The organism is Trujillonella humicola (genome assembly GCF_046233715.1).
Classification (GTDB): Bacteria; Actinomycetota; Actinomycetes; order Mycobacteriales; family Geodermatophilaceae; genus Trujillonella; species Trujillonella humicola.
The window spans coordinates 1-19,422 of the sequence record NZ_JBJNRJ010000009.1 but is presented as its reverse complement, the minus strand read 5'-3'; the positions used below and the strand labels follow the sequence as shown (position 1 = coordinate 19,422).

The 19,422-nt window shown below is 77.1% G+C and carries 19 protein-coding genes; 16 read left to right on the top strand and 3 right to left on the bottom strand.

Annotation, left to right across the window (positions count from 1 at the left end; genetic code table 11):
- Positions 1–5 precede the first annotated feature (5 nt).
- Genes ACK586_RS07070 through ACK586_RS07060 form a run of 3 tightly spaced genes read left to right on the top strand, consistent with a single transcriptional unit; the run spans position 6 to position 2,240 of the window.
- Entirely contained in the window at positions 6–1,046 is a 1,041-nt protein-coding gene (locus tag ACK586_RS07070; RefSeq protein WP_409329753.1) for a thiamine-phosphate kinase, read from the top strand.
- Positions 1,030–1,623: a GNAT family N-acetyltransferase gene (locus ACK586_RS07065; protein ID WP_409329752.1), complete on the top strand. Its 594-nt coding sequence runs from the start codon at positions 1,030–1,032 to the stop codon at positions 1,621–1,623. Before ACK586_RS07070 ends, ACK586_RS07065 begins: the two co-directional genes overlap by 17 nt.
- Complete coding sequence (locus ACK586_RS07060) at positions 1,611–2,240, top strand: cytidylate kinase-like family protein (protein WP_409329751.1); 630 nt, start codon at positions 1,611–1,613, stop codon at positions 2,238–2,240. Before ACK586_RS07065 ends, ACK586_RS07060 begins: the two co-directional genes overlap by 13 nt.
- 96 nt (positions 2,241–2,336) lie before the next feature.
- On the opposite strand, the gene rpmB is transcribed toward ACK586_RS07060, so the two are convergent.
- Positions 2,337–2,519 carry a 50S ribosomal protein L28 gene (gene rpmB / locus ACK586_RS07055; RefSeq protein ID WP_425283681.1) on the bottom strand — a complete coding sequence of 61 codons (183 nt, stop codon included), beginning with the start codon at positions 2,517–2,519 and terminating at the stop codon, positions 2,337–2,339.
- Positions 2,520–2,668: 149 nt separating this feature from the next.
- On the opposite strand from rpmB, the gene ACK586_RS07050 reads away from it, so the two are divergent.
- The 12 genes from ACK586_RS07050 (at position 2,669) to smc (ending at position 15,325) form a co-directional block, all read left to right on the top strand.
- Complete coding sequence (locus tag ACK586_RS07050; protein ID WP_409329750.1) at positions 2,669–4,291, top strand: DAK2 domain-containing protein; 1,623 nt, start codon at positions 2,669–2,671, stop codon at positions 4,289–4,291.
- Positions 4,292–6,481, top strand: a complete 2,190-nt coding sequence (gene recG, locus ACK586_RS07045; RefSeq protein ID WP_409329749.1) for an ATP-dependent DNA helicase RecG — start codon at positions 4,292–4,294, stop codon at positions 6,479–6,481.
- An 87-nt stretch (positions 6,482–6,568) separates the two neighbouring features.
- Positions 6,569–7,123: a 16S rRNA (guanine(966)-N(2))-methyltransferase RsmD gene (gene rsmD, locus ACK586_RS07040; RefSeq protein WP_409329748.1), complete on the top strand. Its 555-nt coding sequence runs from the start codon at positions 6,569–6,571 to the stop codon at positions 7,121–7,123.
- On the top strand, positions 7,120–7,602 hold the full coding sequence (coaD, locus tag ACK586_RS07035) for a pantetheine-phosphate adenylyltransferase (RefSeq protein ID WP_409329747.1): 483 nt from the start codon (positions 7,120–7,122) through the stop codon (positions 7,600–7,602). Before rsmD ends, coaD begins: the two co-directional genes overlap by 4 nt.
- Entirely contained in the window at positions 7,599–8,285 is a 687-nt protein-coding gene (locus tag ACK586_RS07030; RefSeq protein WP_409329746.1) for a hypothetical protein, read from the top strand. The genes coaD and ACK586_RS07030 overlap by 4 nt, the downstream gene beginning before the upstream one ends.
- 163 nt (positions 8,286–8,448) lie before the next feature.
- The gene (locus ACK586_RS07025) at positions 8,449–9,069 is read left to right on the top strand and encodes a YceD family protein (protein ID WP_409329745.1); all 621 of its coding nucleotides are present in this window, start codon (positions 8,449–8,451) and stop codon (positions 9,067–9,069) included.
- 1 nt (position 9,070) lies between these two features.
- Positions 9,071–9,250, top strand: coding sequence for a 50S ribosomal protein L32 (gene rpmF / locus ACK586_RS07020; protein WP_222174117.1), 180 nt, complete (start codon positions 9,071–9,073; stop codon positions 9,248–9,250).
- 7 nt (positions 9,251–9,257) lie between these two features.
- Complete coding sequence (rnc, locus tag ACK586_RS07015; protein WP_409329744.1) at positions 9,258–10,073, top strand: ribonuclease III; 816 nt, start codon at positions 9,258–9,260, stop codon at positions 10,071–10,073.
- Between the two features lie 6 nt (positions 10,074–10,079).
- A complete protein-coding gene (gene mutM, locus ACK586_RS07010) occupies positions 10,080–10,982 on the top strand; it encodes a bifunctional DNA-formamidopyrimidine glycosylase/DNA-(apurinic or apyrimidinic site) lyase (protein WP_409329743.1) in 903 nt (300 codons plus the stop codon).
- A complete protein-coding gene (locus ACK586_RS07005) occupies positions 10,979–11,254 on the top strand; it encodes an acylphosphatase (protein WP_409329742.1) in 276 nt (91 codons plus the stop codon). Before mutM ends, ACK586_RS07005 begins: the two co-directional genes overlap by 4 nt.
- Positions 11,255–11,402: 148 nt before the next feature.
- A complete protein-coding gene (locus ACK586_RS07000; protein WP_409329741.1) occupies positions 11,403–11,603 on the top strand; it encodes a hypothetical protein in 201 nt (66 codons plus the stop codon).
- 155 nt (positions 11,604–11,758) lie between these two features.
- Complete coding sequence (smc, locus tag ACK586_RS06995; RefSeq protein ID WP_409329740.1) at positions 11,759–15,325, top strand: chromosome segregation protein SMC; 3,567 nt, start codon at positions 11,759–11,761, stop codon at positions 15,323–15,325.
- A gap of 59 nt (positions 15,326–15,384) precedes the next feature.
- On the opposite strand, the gene ACK586_RS06990 is transcribed toward smc, so the two are convergent.
- Positions 15,385–16,212: an endonuclease/exonuclease/phosphatase family protein gene (locus tag ACK586_RS06990; protein WP_409329739.1), complete on the bottom strand. Its 828-nt coding sequence runs from the start codon at positions 16,210–16,212 to the stop codon at positions 15,385–15,387.
- The gene (locus tag ACK586_RS06985) at positions 16,209–17,906 is read right to left on the bottom strand and encodes an alkaline phosphatase D family protein (protein ID WP_409329738.1); all 1,698 of its coding nucleotides are present in this window, start codon (positions 17,904–17,906) and stop codon (positions 16,209–16,211) included. Before ACK586_RS06985 ends, ACK586_RS06990 begins: the two co-directional genes overlap by 4 nt.
- A gap of 206 nt (positions 17,907–18,112) precedes the next feature.
- On the opposite strand from ACK586_RS06985, the gene ftsY reads away from it, so the two are divergent.
- Entirely contained in the window at positions 18,113–19,330 is a 1,218-nt protein-coding gene (ftsY, locus tag ACK586_RS06980; RefSeq protein WP_409329737.1) for a signal recognition particle-docking protein FtsY, read from the top strand.
- Positions 19,331–19,422: the final 92 nt, after the last annotated feature.

Below are 19,422 nucleotides of genomic sequence, written 5' to 3'. Positions count from 1 at the left end.
ACCCGGTGACGCGGCCCCCCGCCCCCGGAGGCGAGACGGTCGCCTCCCTGGGGGAGTTCGCGCTGATCGACCGGGTGGTGGCCCGCGCCGGGGTCGCGCGGGCCACCGAGGTGGGTCCCGGCGACGACGCGGCAGTGGTGCGCGCCCCCGACGGCCGGGTCGTGGCCACCACCGACGTGCTCGTCGAGGGGCGGCACTTCCGCCGGGACTGGTCCACCGGCACCGACGTCGGGCACAAGGCCGCGGCAGCCAACCTGGCCGACGTCGCCGCCATGGGCGCCGTCCCCACCGCGCTGCTCGTCGGGCTGGCCTGCCCGCCCGACACCCCCACCGCCTGGCTGGAGCAGGTGGCCGACGGGCTCGCCGGCGAGTGCGGCCCGCTGGGCGCGGCGGTCGTGGGGGGCGACACGGTCGCCTCGGCCCCCGACAGCCGCAGCGTCGTCCTGTCGGTCACCGCGCTGGGCGACCTCGCCGGTCGGCGGCCGGTGCTGCGCTCGGGGGCCCGCGGCGGCGACGTCCTCGCGGTGGCGGGGCGGCTGGGCTGGTCGGCGTGCGGGCTGGCCGTGCTGCGGCGGGGCTTCAGCAGTCCGCTGGCGGCGGTGCGGGCGCACCGGCGGCCCGAGCCGCCCTACGCGGCCGGGCCGGCGGCCGCCGACGCCGGTGCGACCGCCATGTGCGACGTCAGCGACGGGCTGCTGGCCGACGCCGCGCACATCGCGGAGGCCAGCGGAGTGGTGGTCGACATCGACCGGGCGGCGCTCGCCGCGGTCGCCCTGGACCCGCCCGGTCCGCTGCTCCAGGTCGGGGCCGCGCTCGGGGTGGACCCGCTGGCGTGGGTGCTCACCGGCGGGGAGGACCACGCGCTGCTCGCCACCTTCCCGGCGGATGCGACCCTGCCTCCCGGCTGGGCGGTCATCGGGGGTGTGGTCGGCGGGGGTGCTGTCGGCGCCGGGGACGGCCCGCAGGTGCGGGTGGACGGCCGGCCCGCCGCCGTCGTCGCCGAGGAGCTGGGAGCGGGAGGAACGGGACATGTCCACTTCGGCTGAGTCCACGGCCGGCGGGCGCGTGCTGCCCGACGGCCGGGGCGTGCGGTTGCGTGCCGCCGGCTACGACTCGCCGGTCGCGCGCGAGCTCGTCGCCGCGGTGCAGCGGGAGTACGTGACCCGCTACGGCGGGCCCGACGAGGCCGTCGTCGACCCCGCGGAGTTCGCGCCGCCGGCAGGGCTGTTCCTCGTCGCGGAGGCCGACGGCGAGCCGCTGGGCTGCGCCGCCTGGCGGGTGCACGCCCCCGGTGTCGTGGAGGTCAAGCGGGTGTACGTCGCCGCCACCGCGCGGCGGCTGGGCCTGGCCTCGCTGCTGATGGACGCCCTCGAGGCCAGCGCCGCCGCGGCCGGGCACCGGGCGGTCGTGCTCAACACCGGGGACCGCCAGCCCGAGGCGATCGACCTCTACCGCAGGCGCGGGTACACCCCGGTCGCCGGCTACGGCGTCTACGCGGACTCGCCCGGCGCGGTGTTCCTGGGCAAGCTCCTCGGCGACGGGCCCCCGGGCGGCGGGCTGCTGCGCGACGGGCTCCTCGGCGGGCGGCCGGCCGGCCCGGAGGTGCAGCCGTGGGCGTCGTGACCATCTCGGCCCCCTACGGCGCGGGCGGGCACGAGGTGGCGCCGGCCGTGGCGGAGCGGCTCGGGCTGCCCTTCCACGACCGGGCCATCCCCTTCCAGGTGGCCGGGCGGCTCGGCGTGCCCGTGGCCGAGGCCGAGGAGAACGACGAGCGGGTCGCCCGCGGCCTGTGGCGGCTGATCGCGTCGCTGGGCACGGTGCCCGACCCGGTCGGCGGGGTGCTGCCGGTCACCGGCGTCCCGGACGAGGGTGCCTTCCGGCTGCAGACCGAGCGGGTGCTCACCGAGATCGCCGACGGTGGCGGGGGAGTGGTGCTCGGCCGCGCCGGTGCGATGGTGCTGCGGGACCGGGCCGACGCCCTGCACGTGCGCCTCGACGGTCCCGCGGACCGCCGGCTGGCCGCCGTGGTGGCCCGCAGCCGGCGGCCCCGGGAGGAGCTGCGCCGCGAGCTCGAGGCCAACGACCGGGCGCGGGAGGCCTACGTGCGGCACTTCTACCGGTGCGACCCGGCGGCCGCGAAGCACTACCACCTGGTCGTCGACGGGACGGCGCTGCCGCTGGACTCCGTCGTGGACCTCGTCGTGCTGGCGGCGCGGGCACGCGGCATCGGCCGGCACTGAGGGCGCGAGCGCGGCATCCGGGCCGGCTGCGGCCGGCACGACGACGGGCCCCGGAGGAGGTCCTCCGGGGCCCGTCGGGACGTGCGCAGGTCCGCGCTAGGCGCGGACGACCTTGCCGGCGCGGATGCACGAGGTGCACGCGTTGATCCGGCGACGGTTCCCGGGAGCCACGAGGGCTCGCACGGACTGGATGTTCGGGTTCCAACGGCGCGGCGTGCGGCGGTGCGAGTGCGACACCGACATACCGAAACCGGGCCCCTTGCCACAGACATCGCACACGGCAGCCACGGCGGATCACTCCCAGATCTTCGACTTCAGGGCGGCGCTCGGAACGGCGACCGCGTACAGACCGTCGGCCAGTCTAACCGCTCGCCGCCGTGGACGTCGCGCGGCCCGGGGACGTCGGTGCGCGCGGGTACTCTCCCGCCGTGTTGCCGGTGCTGGACGACGCCGCGGCCGGTCGCTGGTGCCGGGCCGCGGTGGTCGCGCTGTCCGCGGCCCGCGACCGGCTCGACGAGCTCAACGTCTTCCCCGTGCCCGACGGCGACACCGGCACGAACCTGCTCCTCACCGCCGAGGCCGCGCTGGCCGCCCTCGAGCAGGCACCGGAGGGCGAGCCGGCCTGGACGGTGCTGGCCCGCGGCGCGGTGCTGGGCGCCCGCGGGAACTCCGGCACGATCCTCGCCCAGGTGCTGCGCGGGCTCGCCGACCGGCTCGCCGGCGCGCCCCCGGCCGACGGCCCCGCCTTCGCGCACGCCCTGCGGTGCGCGGCGGAGACCGCCTACGCCGCGGTCGCCGAACCGGAGGAGGGCACCTTCCTCACCGTGGCCCGCGCCGGTGGCGAGGCCGCGACCGCGGCGGTCGGGCAGGGGCGCGACGACCTGGCCGAGGTGGTGCGCGCCGCGGCCGACGGCGCCCGGGTCGCCCTGGAGGCGACCCCCGGGCAGCTGGCGGTGCTGCGCGACGCGGGCGTGGTCGACGCCGGCGGCGCGGGCCTGTGCCTGGTCCTCGACGCCCTGGTCGCCACCGTCACCGGGGAGGAGCCGGCCCGCCCGCCGCTGGTCCGCGCCGCCGGGGCCGGGGGAGCCCACCGGCACCACCACCACCCGGGCGACCGCGACGTCCCGCACCAGCCGCCGGCCGGCCCGGGCAGCGAGGTGCAGTACCTGCTGGCCGACGCCGACGAGGCCGCGGTCGCCCGGCTGCAGGCGCGGCTGGCCGCCCTCGGCGACAGCCTCGTGGTCGTGGGTGTCGACACCCCCACCGGCCGGGAGTGGAACGTGCACGTGCACTGCCTCGACGTCGGGGCGGCGATCGAGGCCGGCATCGAGGCCGGGCGGCCCCACCGGATCTCGGTGACCCCGCTGGCCCCCGTCCCGCCGGCGGCGCCCGTGCAGGGCACCCGCGGGGTCGTCGCGCTCGTGCCCAGCGACGGCCTGGCCGAGCTGTTCGCCGGCGAGGGCGTCTTCGTGGTCACCTGCGGGCCGGAGGGCGTGACCGAGGACGACGTGCTCGACGAGGTGCTCGGCTCCACGGCCGCCGCCGTCGTCGTCCTCCCCAACGACGCTGCGCTGGCCCCGGTGGCCGGCCGTGCCGCCGTCCGCGCCCGGGCCCTGGGCCGCGAGGTCGCCGTCCTGCCGACCCGGTCCCCGGTCCAGGGGCTGGCCGCGATCGCCGTCGCCGATCCCTCCCGGCACTTCGGCGACGACGTCGTGACCATGGCCGAGGCCGCGGCCGCGACCCGGTGGGCGGAGATCACCGTCGCCGACCAGGAGGCGCTGACCACCGCGGGGCTCTGCCGGCCCGGCGACACGCTGGGATCGGCGGAGGGCGACGTCGTGGTCATCGGGCAGGACCGCGCCGCCGTCGCCTGCGAGCTGCTGGACCGGCTGCTGTCGGCCGGCGGGGAGCTGGCCACCCTCGTGGTCGGCCCCGACGCCGCGCTGGGCGACGCCGCCTGCCGGCACCTGGCCACGGCGCACCCGACGGTGGAGGTCGTGCGGTACGACGGCGGGGCGGCGGGCGTGCCGCTGCTGGTGGGGGTGGAGTGAGTGGCGGTCGACCTGACGACCGACCTGTCCAAGGTGCTCGGCCCGAAGACGTCGAAGGCCATGGCCGCCTCGCTGGGCCTGCACACGGTGCGCGACCTGCTGCGGCACTACCCGCGCCGGTACGCCCGGCGCGGCGAGATGACCCGCCTCGACGACCTGCAGGTGGGTGACCGGGTCACCGTGCTGGCGCAGGTCCGCAAGGTCACCACCCGGCCGATGCGCCAGCGCCGGGGCATGCTCACCGAGGTCACCGTCGGCGACGGCGCGGGCACCATGCAGCTGGTCTTCTTCAACCACCGGCACGGGCACCTGCGCGAGGGCGCCTGGGGCCTGTTCGCCGGCACGGTGGGCGAGTACCGCAGCAGCAAGCAGTTCGCCCACCCGGACTTCCACCTGATCACCGGCGACGACGACGAGGAGTGGGCCCGGGCGCTCATCCCGATCTACCCGGCGAGCAAGGAGGTCAGCAGCTGGGTCATCCAGCGCTCGGTGAAGCTGCTGCTCGACTCCGGCGGCGGCTTCGGGTTCGTGGAGGACCCGCTGCCCGAGGAGGTCCGCGCCCGGCACGGCCTCCCCACGCTCCCCGCCGCGCTGCTGGACATCCACCGCCCCACGAGCGCCGACGACGTCGAGCGGGCCGAGCAGCGGCTGAAGTGGGACGAGGCGCTCACCCTCCAGCTGACGCTCGCCGCCCGCCGGCGCGCCGCGGCGCTCGAGCCCGGCACGGCCCGGCCGCGGCGGCCCGGCGGCCTGCTCGACGCCGTCGACGCCGCGCTGCCGTTCGCGCTCACCGAGGGGCAGCGGGAGGTCGGCGAGGAGCTGGCCGCCGAGCTGGACCGCGACACCCCGATGCACCGGCTCCTGCAGGGCGAGGTCGGCTCCGGCAAGACCGTGGTCGCGCTGCGCGCCATGGCCCAGGTCGTCGACGCCGGTGGGCAGGCCGCGCTGCTGGCGCCCACCGAGGTCCTCGCCGCCCAGCACGCCCGGGGGATCGCCGCGCTGCTGGGTCCGCTGGGCCGGGCCGGCGAGCTCGACGGGGACCCGGCCGGAACCCGCGTCGTCCTGCTCACCGGTTCCCAGCGGGCCGCCGCCCGCCGGGAGGCGCGGGCCGCGGTGGCCGACGGCAGCGCCGGCATCGTGATCGGTACCCATGCGCTGCTGCAGGAGGGCGTCGACTTCGCCGACCTGGGGCTGGTCGTCGTCGACGAGCAGCACCGCTTCGGCGTCGAGCAGCGCGACGCGCTGCGCGCCAAGGGCAACCGCCCCCCGCACGTGCTGGTCATGACGGCCACGCCGATCCCGCGGACCGTCGCCATGACCGTCTACGGCGACCTCGAGACCTCCACGCTGCGCCAGCTGCCCAGCGGCCGGGGCGGGGTCAGCAGCTCGGTGGTGCCGGTGAAGGAGAAGCCGACGTGGCTCGAGCGCGCGTGGGAGCGGCTGCGCGAGGAGGTCGCCGCCGGCCGGCAGGCCTACGTCGTGTGCCCGCGGATCGGTGAGGTCGAGGGCGAGAAGGGCGAGGAGGACGAGCCCGGCGACGACGACGGCGCGCCGGCCGACGACGGCGGCGAGCGGCGGGCGCCGCTGGCGGTGCTCGACGTCGCCGAGTGGCTGGGCACCGGACCGCTGGCCGGCCTGCGGCTCGACGTCCTCCACGGGCGGCTGGCCCCCGAGGAGAAGGACGCCCGCATGCGGGCCTTCGCCGCGGGCGAGACGCAGGTGCTCGTGGCCACGACGGTCGTCGAGGTCGGTGTCGACGTGCCCAACGCCACCGTGATGGTGGTCATGGACGCCGACCGCTTCGGCGTCAGCCAGCTGCACCAGCTGCGCGGCCGCGTGGCCCGGGGGAAGCACGCGGGGCTGTGCCTGCTGGTGTCCGACGCCCCGACGTCCTCGCCGACCGGCCAGCGGCTGGCCGCGGTGGCGGGCACCTCCGACGGCTTCGAGCTCGCCCGGCTGGACCTGGAGACCCGCCGCGAGGGCGACGTCCTCGGGGCCGCGCAGTCCGGCCGGCGCTCGGGCATCCGGCTGCTGTCGCTGCTGGAGGACGAGGAGCTCATCGCCCGGGCGCGCACGGAGGCGACGGCGCTGCTGGCCACCGAGCGCGGGCTCGCCGACCACCCCGGCCTGGCGATGGAGGTGGCCGCCCTGGCCACCGACGAGCGCGCCACGTTCCTCGAAAAAGCGTGATGGCCCTGGAGAAGGCATGAGGACGGACCCCCTCGCCCCCCACCGCCCGCGAGCTCGCGGTGGGCCCCTGCCAGGGGGTCGGGCGGCGTGACCCGGATCGTCGCCGGCGCGGCCGGGGGGCGGCGCCTGGCCGTGCCGCCGTCGGGCGTGCGGCCGACCGGTGACAAGGCCCGGCAGGCGCTGTTCAACAGCCTCACCGCGCTGCTCGACCTCGACGGCGCCGCCGTCCTCGACCTGTACGCGGGCTCGGGGGCGCTCGGCCTGGAGGCGCTGTCGCGCGGCGCCGCGCAGGTGGTGCTCGTCGAGTCCGGGCCGCGGGTGCTGCCGGTGCTGCGGGCCAACGTGGCCGCCCTCGGGCTGCCCGGCGCGCGGGTGGTCGCCGGCTCGGTGCCGGCGGTGGTGACCGGCCCGCCCCCGGCCCGCTTCGACCTGGTCCTGGCCGACCCGCCCTACGCGACGCCCGCCGCGGAGGTGCTCGGCGTCCTCCGGGCGCTGGCCGGAGGTGGCTGGCTCGCCGAGGAAGCCGTCGTCGTCGTCGAGCGTTCCAGCCGCGAGCAGCCGTGGGAGTGGCCGACACCCCTGGCCGGGATCCGCGATCGCCGCTACGGGGAGGCCCTGCTCCGGTACGGTCGGCTGTCGTGAGGCGTGCCGTCTGCCCCGGATCGTTCGACCCGGTCACCAACGGCCACGTCGACGTCATCGCCCGGGCCGCCGGCCTCTACGACGAACTGGTCGTGGCCGTGCTGGTCAACCCGGGCAAGGCGGGCCTGTTCTCCGTCGACGAGCGCATGGAGCTCCTCCGCGACGCCTGCGCCGACCTGCCCAACGTCGTCGTCGACAGCTTCCACGGCCTGCTGGTCGACTACTGCCGCGAGCACGACGTGCCGGTGATCGTCAAGGGCCTGCGCGCGGTCGGCGACTTCGAGTACGAGCTGCAGATGGCGCAGATGAACCGCGAGCTGGCCGGCATCGAGACGCTGTTCGTGCCGACCGCCCCGCAGGTGGGGCACCTGTCGTCCAGCCTCGTCAAGCAGATCGCGACCTTCGGCGGGGACGTGTCGCGGCTGGTGCCCAAGGCCGTGCTCGACCGGCTGCTGGCCAAGCGGGAGCAGAGCGCATGACAGAGGTCGTGTACCGGCTCTACGACGTCGTCGACGAGCTCGGCCAGGTCATCGAGAACGCGCGCAGCGTGCCGATGTCGGGCTCGTGCATGGTGCCGCGCGACCACATGCTCGACCTGCTCGACGAGCTGCGGGAGAACCTGCCCGAGGAGGTCCAGCAGGCCGGGCGGATCGTCGAGCAGCGGACCGAGATCCTCCAGCAGGCGCAGGCCGAGGCCGAGCGGCTGACCGGCCGGACCCGGGGGGAGAGCGAGCAGCTGGTCTCGGGCGCCCGGCGGCAGCGCGAGGAGATCCTCGGGGTGGCGCGCCGGCAGCGCGACGAGCTGCTCGGCCAGGCGCAGGCCGAGGCCGAGGAGCTGCTGGCCGAGGCGGAGGCGGAGGCCGCCCGGATGGTCGAGGAGGCCCGCCTGCACCACGAGGCCGTGCTGGCCGACGCGCAGGCCCAGCAGGCCGAGCTGCTGGCCGCGGCCGCCGCCGAGCACGAGCGGCTGGTCACCGAGACCGAGGTCTACCGCGGCGCCGTGGCCCGCGCCGACGAGCTCGGCGCCCGGACCGCCGCCGACGTCGCCCGGGTGCGGGCCGAGGTCGACGAGTACGTCGACAGCCGGCTGGCCGACTTCGGCACCACCCTGGAGCGCATGATGCGCTCGGTCGAGAAGGCCCGGCTGACCCTCCGCGAGTAGCCCGGGCCCCTCGCGGGTGGTCAGGCACTCGCCGGGCCCGTGCGAGGGGACCGCCGAGGGGCGGACGGCGTCCGCGCGCGATCGGGTAGTCTTGGCAGCTGCTCCGGACGGCGGCAGCTGCCCCGCCGGACCCCCCCTTTCCTCCCGACCCGCGAGTACCGACATGCCTGCCGCACCGCTGCCCCGCCCCGGCGCCGCGTCCCCGGACGCCCGGCGTCCCGCTGCCGACCCCTGGCGCGTGGACCTGCGCGAGCTGGGCCGTCGGGCCGGGTCGATGACGGAGCTGGACCGCACGGTGCCGGCGCCCGAGGGGTTCCGCGTCGAGCTGATCGGCGTCCCCGTCGGCGCGCCGGTGCACCTGCGCCTGCGGCTCGAGGCGGTCATGGAGGGCGTGCTGGTGTCCGGGGACGTCGAGGCGCCGCTGGTCGGCCAGTGCGCCCGCTGCCTCGACGACGTCGAGGACGCCCTGACCCTGCCGGTGCAGGAGCTGTTCGCCTACGAGGGCAGCACCACCGAGGCCACGAGCGAGGAGGACGAGGTGCGCCTCGTCGAGGGCGAGCGCATCGACCTCGAGCCGATGGTGCGCGACGCCGTCGTCCTCGCCCTGCCGCTGTCACCGCTGTGCACCGAGGACTGCTCGGGGCTGTGCGCCGACTGCGGCGAGCGCCTCGACGACCTCCCCGCCGACCACGCGCACGAGCTGGTCGACCCCCGCTGGGCCGGGCTCGCCGGCAAGCTGACCCCGCCGGGTGCTCCTGGCGGTACCAACCCGAAGGAGAACTGACGTGGCCGTCCCGAAGCGGAAGATGTCCCGCAGCAACACCCGCGCGCGCCGCTCGCAGTGGAAGGCGACCGCCCCCACCCTGTCGCCGTGCCCGAACCGGGCCTGCGGCGAGCTGAAGCCCCCGCACCAGGCCTGCCCGACCTGCGGGCAGTACGAGGGCCGCCAGGTCCTCTCGGTCTGACCTCACCGTGGGGAGCCCCGCCGCGGCCGCACCGGCCACCGGCACCGGCACGAGCCCGTCGCCGGCCGGGGCGGCCCACGCCGACGCCGCGGCCGCCTGGCTGCTCGACGCCCTGGGCGTCGAGCTGCCCGGCGGCCTGCTGGCACTGGCCCTGACCCACCGCTCCTACGCCTACGAGAACGGCGGCCTGCCGACCAACGAGCGGCTGGAGTTCCTCGGCGACTCCGTGCTCGGGCTGGTCGTCACCGACGAGCTGTACCGCAGCCAGCCCGACCTGCCCGAGGGGCAGCTGGCCAAGCTGCGCGCCTCGGTGGTGAACATGACGTCGCTGGCCGGCGTCGCGCGTCGGCTGGGCGACGGCGGGATCGGCCCGCACCTGCTGCTGGGCCGGGGCGAGGAGACCACCGGCGGCCGGGACAAGGACTCGATCCTGGCCGATGCGATGGAGGCGCTGATCGGCGCGATCCACCTCGGACTCGGGCTCGACGTCGCCGCGGCGATCGTGCACCGGTTGTTCGACCCGCTGCTGGCGGAGTCGGCCACCCGGGGTGCCGGCCTGGACTGGAAGACCAGCCTGCAGGAGCTCGGTGCCGCGCGCGGGCTGGGCGCCCCGACCTACGTCGTCGAGGACACCGGCCCCGACCACGCCAAGTCCTTCACCGCCGCGGTGCTGCTGTCCGGCACGGAGTACGGGCGCGGCGGCGGGCGCACGAAGAAGGCCGCCGAGCAGGAGGCCGCCGAGGCCGCCTGGCGGGCGCTGTCCGCCGACGTCCCGGCCGGACCCCCCGTGCCCGGTGCCGTGTCGGGCTCCGCCGGGGGCTGAGCGCGCGTGCCCGAGCTGCCCGAGGTCGAGGTGGTCCGGCGTGGCCTGGAGCGGTGGGTCGCCGGGCGCACCGTCGCCGCCGTCGAGGTGCACCACCCGCGGGCGGTCCGCCGCCACCTCGAGGGCACCGAGCACTTCGTGGCCGCGCTGACCGGCCGCACCCTCACCGCCGCGCACCGGCGCGGGAAGTACCTCTGGCTGCCGGTGGCCGAGCCCGACGGGACGCCGTCGGGGCGGGCGCTCGTCGCGCACCTGGGGATGAGCGGCCAGCTGCTGGTGGAGAAGCGCACCCAGCCCGACGAGGTGCACCTGCGCGCCCGGTTCACGTTCACCGACGGCGGCCGCGAGCTCCGGTTCGTCGACCAGCGGACGTTCGGCGGGCTGGCGGTGGAGGAGTGCGCCGGGGGTGGGGCGGGCGGAGCCACCGGCGAGGAGCTGCCCGCGCGGCTGGCGCACATCGCCATCGACCCGCTGGACCCCTCCTTCGACGAGGCGCGGTTCAGCGCGGCGCTGCGCCGCCGGCGCACCGAGGTCAAGCGGGCGCTGCTGGACCAGACGCTCGTCGGCGGCGTCGGCAACATCTACGCCGACGAGTCGCTGTGGCGCGCGATGCTGCACGGCGCCCGGCCGACCGACGCGCTCACCCGGCCGCAGGTGGCGGCGCTGCTGCAGGGCGTGCGGGACGTGCTGCAGGAGGCGCTCGCGCAGGGTGGCACCTCCTTCGACTCCCTGTACGTCGACGTCAACGGCCAGAGCGGCTACTTCTCCCGCTTCCTGGCGGTCTACGGCCAGGCGGACCGGCCCTGCCCGCGGTGCGGGACGCCGATCCGGCGGGAGTCGTTCATGAACCGGTCCAGCTACAGCTGCCCCCGGTGCCAGCCACGCCCGCGGGCCCGGAGGACGGCGTGACCGGCCGCGTCCGCGTCGTCGCGCGGGTGTCGGGGCTGGTCCAGGGCGTGGGCTACCGGTGGTTCGTCCGCGGCCTGGCCCGGGACGCCGGACTGGCGGGCTCGGCGACCAACCTGCCCGACGGCTCGGTCGAGGTCGTGCTCGAGGGCCCCGGGGACGCCGTGCACGGTGCCGTCGCCGCGCTGGAGGGCCCGTCGGCGCCGGGAACGGTGCACGCGGTGGACGCCCGGGAGGAGCCCGCGCAGGACGTGCAGGGTTTCACGACGGCGTGACGAAGACGACATCTTCCGGACACGGGAGCTCGGCAGCGTGCCGTTGACCTGCGTGTCCCTCCCTGTCACCCTTGTGGTATCCAGCCCGCGCCGACCGCGATCCGGGGCGCCGGGCACACCTCTCGCTGTCAGGAAGGCCGCCACAACCATGGCCAAGGCCCTGTTCGGTCACGTCGTCAGCCCGGCGCAGCTCGTCGTCGAGGAGAACGCCGCCCTGCGGGCGCGGGTACGCCGCCTGGAGGCCGAGCTCGGGGAGCTGCGCGCGCAGCGCGACGCCGCCCGCGACGCCGTCATCGCCTCCGAGCTGCTGAGCATGGCCGGCGACAACACCGAGCCGGCGCTGGCCTGAGCGACGCCGCCGGCGACCGCCGGCCCGGTAGCGGGCCGGCTCCTGGTCATCCGGACGTCCCGCGCCCTGTCGCGGACCGCCTTACCGGCATCATCCGGCCCACCCGCCCCGGACGGCGGCGCGGCCGGTCCCTCCTCGGCTAGCCTCCTGGTCCCGTGCACCTGTCGAGCCTGACGCTCAAGGGCTTCAAGTCCTTCGCGTCCGCGACGACCCTGCGCCTGGAGCCGGGGATCACCGCCGTCGTCGGCCCCAACGGGTCGGGCAAGTCGAACGTCGTCGACGCCATCGCCTGGGTCCTCGGCGAGCAGGGCGCCAAGAGCCTGCGCGGCGGCAAGATGGAGGACGTCATCTTCGCCGGCACGGCCGGTCGCCCGCCGCTGGGCCGGGCCGAGGTGACGCTGACGATCGACAACGCCGACGGCGCCCTGCCGATCGACTACACCGAGGTCTCGATCACCCGCCGGATGTACCGCTCGGGCGAGAGCGAGTACGAGATCAACGGCGACAAGGTCCGGTTGCTGGACGTGCAGGAGCTGCTCAGCGACTCCGGCATCGGGCGCGAGCAGCACGTCATCGTCGGCCAGGGGCAGCTCGACGCCGTGCTCTCCGGCCGTCCCGAGGACCGCCGCGCCTTCGTCGAGGAGGCCGCCGGCGTCCTGAAGCACCGCCGGCGCAAGGAGAAGGCCCTCCGCAAGCTCGACGCCATGCAGGTCAACCTCGACCGCCTGGCCGACCTGACCGCCGAGCTGCGGCGCCAGCTCAAGCCGCTGGGCCGGCAGGCCGAGGTCGCCCGCCGGGCCGCCGGCGTCCAGGCCGACCTGCGCGACGCGCGGCTGCGGCTGCTCGCCGACGACCTGGTCCGGCTGCGGGAGGCCCTCGACAAGGACGTCGCCGACGAGACCGCCGCCCGGGCGCGGCGCGCTGCCGTGGAGTCCGAGCTCGCCGGCGTCGCCGCGCGGGAGGCGGCGCTGGAGGCGGACCTGGCGGCGGACGCGCCGCTGCTGGGCGGTGCGCAGGACACCTGGTACCGGCTGTCGGCGCTGACCGAGCGGTTCCGCGCGATCTCGGCGCTGGCGCGCGAGCGGCACCGCCACCTGTCCGCGCCGGTCGCCGCGGCGACCGGGGGCCGCGACCCCGACCAGCTGGAGGCCGAGGCCGACCGGATCGCCGCCACGGAGTCCGAGCTCGCCGAGGGGCTGGCCGCCGAGCGGGGCCGGCTGGCCGCTGCCGTCGCCGCGCGGGCCGAGTCCGACGCCGCGCTCGCCGCCGCGGAGAAGGCGTGGGTCGCCGCCACCCGCGCGCTGGCCGACCGCCGGGAGGGCCTGGCCCGGTTGTCGGGACAGGTCGCCGCTTCCCGGTCGCGCGTCGCTGCCGGGCAGGCCGAGATCGACCGCCTCGCCGCGGCGGCCGGCGAGGCCGCTGCCCGCGCCGGGACGGCCGAGGACCGGCTGACCGCGCGCCGGGCCGCGCTCGCCGAGCAGGAGGACGACGACGTCGCCCTCGTGACCGCCCACGCCGACGCCGTGGCCGCACACGCCGCCGCAGCCCGCCGCGTCACCGAGCTGACCGCCGCCGAGCGGGCCGCCGAGCGCGACCGGGCCGGAGCGCAGGCCCGCCGCGACGCCCTGGCCTCCGGCCTGGCCCCGGCCGACGGGGCCGCCGCCGTCCTCGCCGCCGGCCTGCCCGGCGTGCTGGGGCCGCTGGCCGACCGGCTGACCGTCGCCTCCGGGGCCGAGACCGCGCTGGCCGCAGCCCTCGCCGGCCGGGCCGACGCGGTCGTCGTCACGGGCGTGGGAGAGGCCGCGGCGGCGCTGGCCCACCTCAGGGAGGGCGACGGTGGCCGGGTGTCGCTCCTGGTCACCGCCGGGCTCCCGCCGCTGCCGCGCGACGGCTGGCCCGAGCTGCCGGGGGGTGCGCGGTGGGCGCTGGACCTCGTGCAGGCGCCCGAGGGGCTCGGCCCGGCGCTGTCCCGGGCCCTGGACCGGGTCGCGGTCGTGCCGACCCTGGCCGAGGCGGCCACGCTGGTCGGCACGCACCCCCGGGTCCGGGCCGTGACCGCCGACGGCGACCTGGTCGGTGCGGACTGGGCCGCCGGGGGCCAGGCCGACGCCCCCACCGGGCTGGAGGTCCGGGCACGGGTGGACGAGGCCGGCCGCGCGCTCGCCGCGGCCGCCGAGCGCGCTGCCGAGCTGGCCGAGGAGCTGGCGGCCGCCCGGGAGACCGCCCGGGCGCGCTCGGCCGACGTGGAGACCGCCGCGGCCGCCCGCCAGGCCGCCGACCGCAGCCGCTCCGCCGTCGCCACCGAGCTGGCCGAGCTCGGCGCCGCCGCCCGCTCGGCGGCCGCCGAGGCCGAGCGCTCGACCGCGGCACGGGTCCGCGCCGAGCAGGCGCTGGAGCAGGCGGGGACGGCGCTGGCCGGCCTCGAGGAGCGGCTGGCCGCCGCCGAGGCCGTGCCGCTGGAGGACGAGCCCTCGTCGGCCGACCGCGACCGCCTGCGGCTGGAGGTCGCCGCCGCGGGGCGGGCCGAGACCGAGGCCCGGCTGGCCGTGCGCACCGCCGAGGAGCGCGCCCGGGCCCTGTCCGGCCGGGCCGACGCGCTGCGCCGGCAGGCCCGTCAGGAACGCGCCGCCCGCGAGCGCGCCGCCGCGGCCCGCGCCGCCCGGCAGCGTGGCGCCTCCGTCGCCGGCCGGGTCCGCGCCGACGCCGACGCCGCGCTCACCGCGCTGGCCGGCTCGCTGTCGCGTGCCGCCGCCGAGCGCGACGCGCTCGCCCGCCGGCGCAGCGCCGCCGAGGCCGAGCTGCTCGAGGTGCGCAGCCGCGTCCGGACGGCGACGGCGGAACTGGAGCGGCTCACCGACGAGGTGCACCGCGACGAGGTGGCCCGCGCCGAGCAGCGGTACCGGATCGAGGCGCTCGAGGCGCGGGCGGTCGAAGAGTTCGGGGTCGACCTGCCGGCGCTGGTCGCCGAGTACGGGCCGGCCGCTGCGGTGCCGCCGTCCCCGGCGCAGCTGGCCGCCGCGCAGCAGGCGGGGGAGCCCGAGCCGGAGCCGGTGCCCTACGACCGCGCCGCCCAGGAGCGGCGCGCCGCCCGGGCCGAGCGCGACCTCGCCACCCTCGGCAAGGTGAACCCGCTGGCGCTGGAGGAGTTCGCGGCGCTCGAGGAGCGGCACGCCTTCCTCGCCACGCAGCTGGAGGACCTCAAGGCCACCCGACGCGACCTGCTCACCGTCGTCCGCGAGGTCGACGACCGCATCCACGACGTCTTCTCCGCCGCCTTCGCCGACGTGCAGCGGGAGTTCGAGCAGGTCTTCGCCGTCCTGTTCCCCGGCGGGCAGGGGCGCCTGACGCTGACCGATCCCGGCGACATGCTGACCACCGGCGTGGAGATCGAGGCCCGGCCACCGGGCAAGAAGGTCAAGCGGCTGTCGCTGCTGTCCGGCGGTGAGCGGTCGCTGACGGCCGTCGCCCTGCTCGTGGCGATCTTCCGGGCCCGGCCCTCGCCGTTCTACGTGCTCGACGAGGTCGAGGCCGCGCTCGACGACGTCAACCTCGGCCGCCTGCTCACCCTCGTCGAGCAGCTGCGCGCGACGTCCCAGCTGATCGTCATCACGCACCAGAAGCGGACCATGGAGATCGCCGACGCCCTCTACGGGGTGAGCATGCGCGGTGACGGCATCACCGGTGTCATCAGCCAGCGCCTCCGCGAAACAGAACCTGCGTAGGGGCCCCCTCGCAGGGGCCCGCCGCGAGCCTGCGAGTGGTGGGGGGCGAGGGGGTCCTTTCAGACGCCCGAGGGGACGAGCAGGTCGACCACGAGGGGCAGGTGGTCCGACGCGCCCTCGGCGTCGAGCACCCGGGCCGAGACCACCTCGACCCCCGGTGTCACCCACACCTGGTCGATCCGCCGGCGCGGCGAGCCGGCGGGGTGCGTCCGGCCCTGGCCGCTGTGCCAGAACCGCCAGCCCGCCCGGTCCTCCTTCTGCGCGGCCCGCTCCCACGCGTCGGTGAAGCGCCCGAGCAGCGGCTCGAGCTCCGGGGCGCCGGGCGCGGCGTTGAAGTCCCCGACCAGGACACCGGTCGCCATGGAGTCGGTGTGCAGAGCGGCCAGCGCCGCCACCTGCTCGGCCCGCTCGGCGGCCGAGGTGGTGGTCAGGTGGGTGGCGGTCACCCACAGGGTGCCGCCGTCGAGCTCCAGCATCGTCTGCAGCGCGCTGCGGGGCTCGCCGCTGCCGGGCAGCCGGTGGACGTCGCTGACGAGCACCGGCAGCCGCGACAGCAGCGCGTTGCCGTACTGGCGACGCTCTCCGCCGTCGCGTCCCGGCTCGTCGATCGCCGGGCCCCAGGCCAGCTGCATGTCCAGCGCGCGGGAGAGCAGCAGCGCCTGGTCGACGCCCTCGCTGCGCGGACCGAAGTGCCGGTCGACCTCCTGCAGGCAGACCAGGTCGGCCTCGGCGGCGGCGAGCACGGTCGCGAGGCGCGCGAGGTCGTGCCGCTCGTCGGTGCCCACGCCGTGGTGGGTGTTGAAGGTGACGAGGCGGACGGGGATCGGCGGCTGGTCCGGGCCGGGGGCGGGCCGGGGAGCCGGGGAGCTGTGCGCGGCGTCGGTCACCGGCCCAGCCTGGCAGGAGGCGCCGGGACGGGATCGGTCAGCGGCAGGTCCAGCACCTCCTGCAACTCCTCCGTCGACCGGGTGCGCTCGTCGGCGACCAGGAGCCGGAAGCGGGCCTCGCGGCCGTCGAGCACCAGCTCACCGACCTGGTTGCCGAAGAAGGGCCCGGCGGCCTTGGTCCAGTCCAGCGGGGACGGCTCGACCCGGGTGAGCCTGGCCACCCCGGTCGTCAGCCGGCGGGCCCAGCGGCTCCACCCGATCCGGAATCCGACCCGGATCGGGTGCGGGGCCTGGTTGTGCAGCGGCGACACGGTCAACTGGTGGACCCGGGACGTCAGCCCCGAGGGCTCGGTGAGCTCCGCCGCGTAGGCGTGGTGCACGTCGCCGGACAGGACCAGCACCGTGGCCGGCGCCCGGCCGGCCTCGCCGCGAGCCAGGGAGACGACGGCCGCGCCGAGCCGCTCGAAGGAGGAGCCGAACGCCGCCCAGTGCTCCAGGTCGGCGGCCTGGCGCAGCTTCTCGGCCAGCCGGCCGCGCAGCGTGCCCTCGTGCCGCACGTTGAGCGTCTCGTTCCAGCGCTCGACCTCGTGGATGGCGTGGGGGAGCAGCCAGGGCAGCGACGTCCCCAGGACGACGTGCTCGACGCCCTCGTCCACCGCGGTCCGCATGGCCGCCTCCACCCAGGCGAACTCGTCGTCGTCCAGCATCCGGCGGGCCTGCTCGTCCAGGACCCGGCCGGCGCGGCTGTCGACCATCACCATCCGCACGTCGCCCCAGTGCCGCACGTAGCTCCAGCGGATCGACCGCGGGTCGCCGTCGGCGGCCACCGCCATCTCCCGGAGCATCGGCTCGGCGTCGTCGCTCTCGTCGGTCCGCTGCTGCATCGCCTGCCAGACGGCGTTGCCGGCGAGCTCCTGCGGGCTCAGGTTGCCCAGGTGCTGGTAGATCCAGTAGCTCACCAGCCCACCGGCGATGCGGTCGGCCCACCAGCCGGTGGCGGTGACCCGGCGGCGCCAGGCGGCCGAGGTGTTCCAGTCGTCGATCATCTCGTGGTCGTCGAAGACCATCGAGGAGGGGATCGTCGACAGCAGCCAGCGCACCTGCGGGTCGCTCCAGGACTCGGCGTAGAGCCGGGTGTACTCCTCGAAGTCGAGCACCTGTCCGTCCTCGCGCACCGGCCGCCCGCGGCGCAGCGACAGCCACTCGCGGGTCGGCGCGGTGAGCTCGTCGGCGTAGACCTGGTCGCCGAGCAGCACGAGGGCGTCGGGCCACTCGTCCTCGTGCCGGCCGGCGATGCGGGAGGCGTAGACGTCGAGGGCGTCGGGCGGGATCCCGTCGGACGGCGCGACCGTGCTGGGGGTGGCGTACCGGCAGGAGCCGAACGCGATGGTGAAGGGCCCGGGCCGGCCGGGGGTGCGGATCCGGCTCGGCGGGAGGGGCGAGGCCCGGTCGGGCCACACCCGGGCGCCGTCCAGGTGCACCTCGTAGGGCGTGCTGCTGCCCGGCTCGAGCCCCTCGACGACGACGAGTGCGTAGTGGTGGCCGCCGACGCAGAAGGTGCGCGCGCGGCGGCCGAGGACCTCCACCTCGCAGGCGCGGTCGGTCTCCACCCACACCGTCGCCGACACGGGGTCGACGTGCCGCAGCAGCGGGCCGATCAGCAGGGCCGGGGTGCTCCCAGCGGTCAGCGGCATGCCCGCGAGCCTCCCACCTGGACGCGGGGTCGTGCCCGGTGCGGGCTGTGACATCGCGGCCGGGTGCCGCTGTGACATGGCGGCCGGGTGCCGCTGTGGCATGGCGGCCGGGTGCCGCTGGGGCATCGCGGCCGGGTGCCGCCGTGGCATCGCGGCCGGGTCCTGCCGTGGCACTCCGGCCGGGGGTGGCCTGGGAGACTGACGGCATGGAGTTCGTGCTGATCGCGGTCGCGATCCTCGTCGTCGCCCTCCTCGTCGGCGCCGGCCTGCTGGTGGGCCGGGGACGGCGCACCACCCGGCTCGACGACGACGCGGTGGCGGGCACGACGCTGACCCGTCCCCGCCCCCCGCAGGCCCCGCCGCCGGCGCCGCTGAGCCCGGACTCGGGCGCCACCGCGAGCGGCCTGGGGACCACGCCCGCGGAGGAGACCCGGCCGGCCGAGCCGGTCGAGCTGCCGCCGGCCGAGCCCGAGCCGGGGCTGCTGTTCGAGACGCCCCCGCCGTCGGCCGGCCGGCTGGTCCGGCTGCGCGCCCGGCTGGCCCGCTCGCAGTCCTCGCTGGGCCGCGGCCTGCTCACCGTCCTCGCCCGCGAGAAGCTGACCGAGGACGACTGGGAGGAGATCGAGGAGACCCTGCTGGCCGCCGACGTCGGCGTCGCGGCGACCACCCAGATCGTCGACCGGCTGCGCACCCAGTCGATGGTGCTGGCCACCGCGTCGGGCGCCGACCTGCGCGCGCTGCTGGTGCGCGAGCTGACCGCCGTCCTCGGCCCCGACCTCGACCGGTCCCTGGGCGTGGAGCGGCGGGAGGGCCGGCCCGGCGTCGTCCTGGTGGTCGGCGTGAACGGCGCGGGGAAGACCACCACGGTCGGCAAGATCGCCCGCGTGCTCGTCGGCGACGGCCGCAGCGTCGTCCTCGGCGCGGCCGACACCTTCCGCGCCGCGGCCGCCGACCAGCTCGAGACCTGGGGCGAGCGGGTCGGCGTGCTGACCGTGCGCGGCAAGGAGGGCGCCGACCCCGCGTCCGTCGCGTTCGAGGCGGCGCGCACCGGCGTCGAGGCGGAGGTCGACACCGTGGTGGTCGACACCGCCGGCCGGCTGCACACCAAGTCGGGCCTGATGGACGAGCTGGGCAAGATCAAGCGGGTGGTGGAGAAGCAGTCCCCGGTCACCGAGGTGCTGCTGGTCCTCGACGCGACGACCGGGCAGAACGGCGTCGTGCAGGCACGGCTGTTCACCCAGGCGGTCGAGGTCACGGGCGTCGTCCTCACCAAGCTCGACGGCACGGCCAAGGGCGGCATCGTCGTCTCGGTGCAGCGCGAGCTCGGCATCCCGGTGAAGCTGGTCGGCCTCGGGGAGGGCGCCGACGACCTGGCGCCGTTCGAGCCCGAAGCCTTCGCCGAGGCCCTCGTCGGCGGCGACTAGCCCCACGCGGGGGGGGGGGGGGGGGGGGGGGGGGGGGGGGGGGGGGGGGGGGGGGGGGGGGGGGGGGGGGGGGGGGGGGGGGGGGGGGGGGG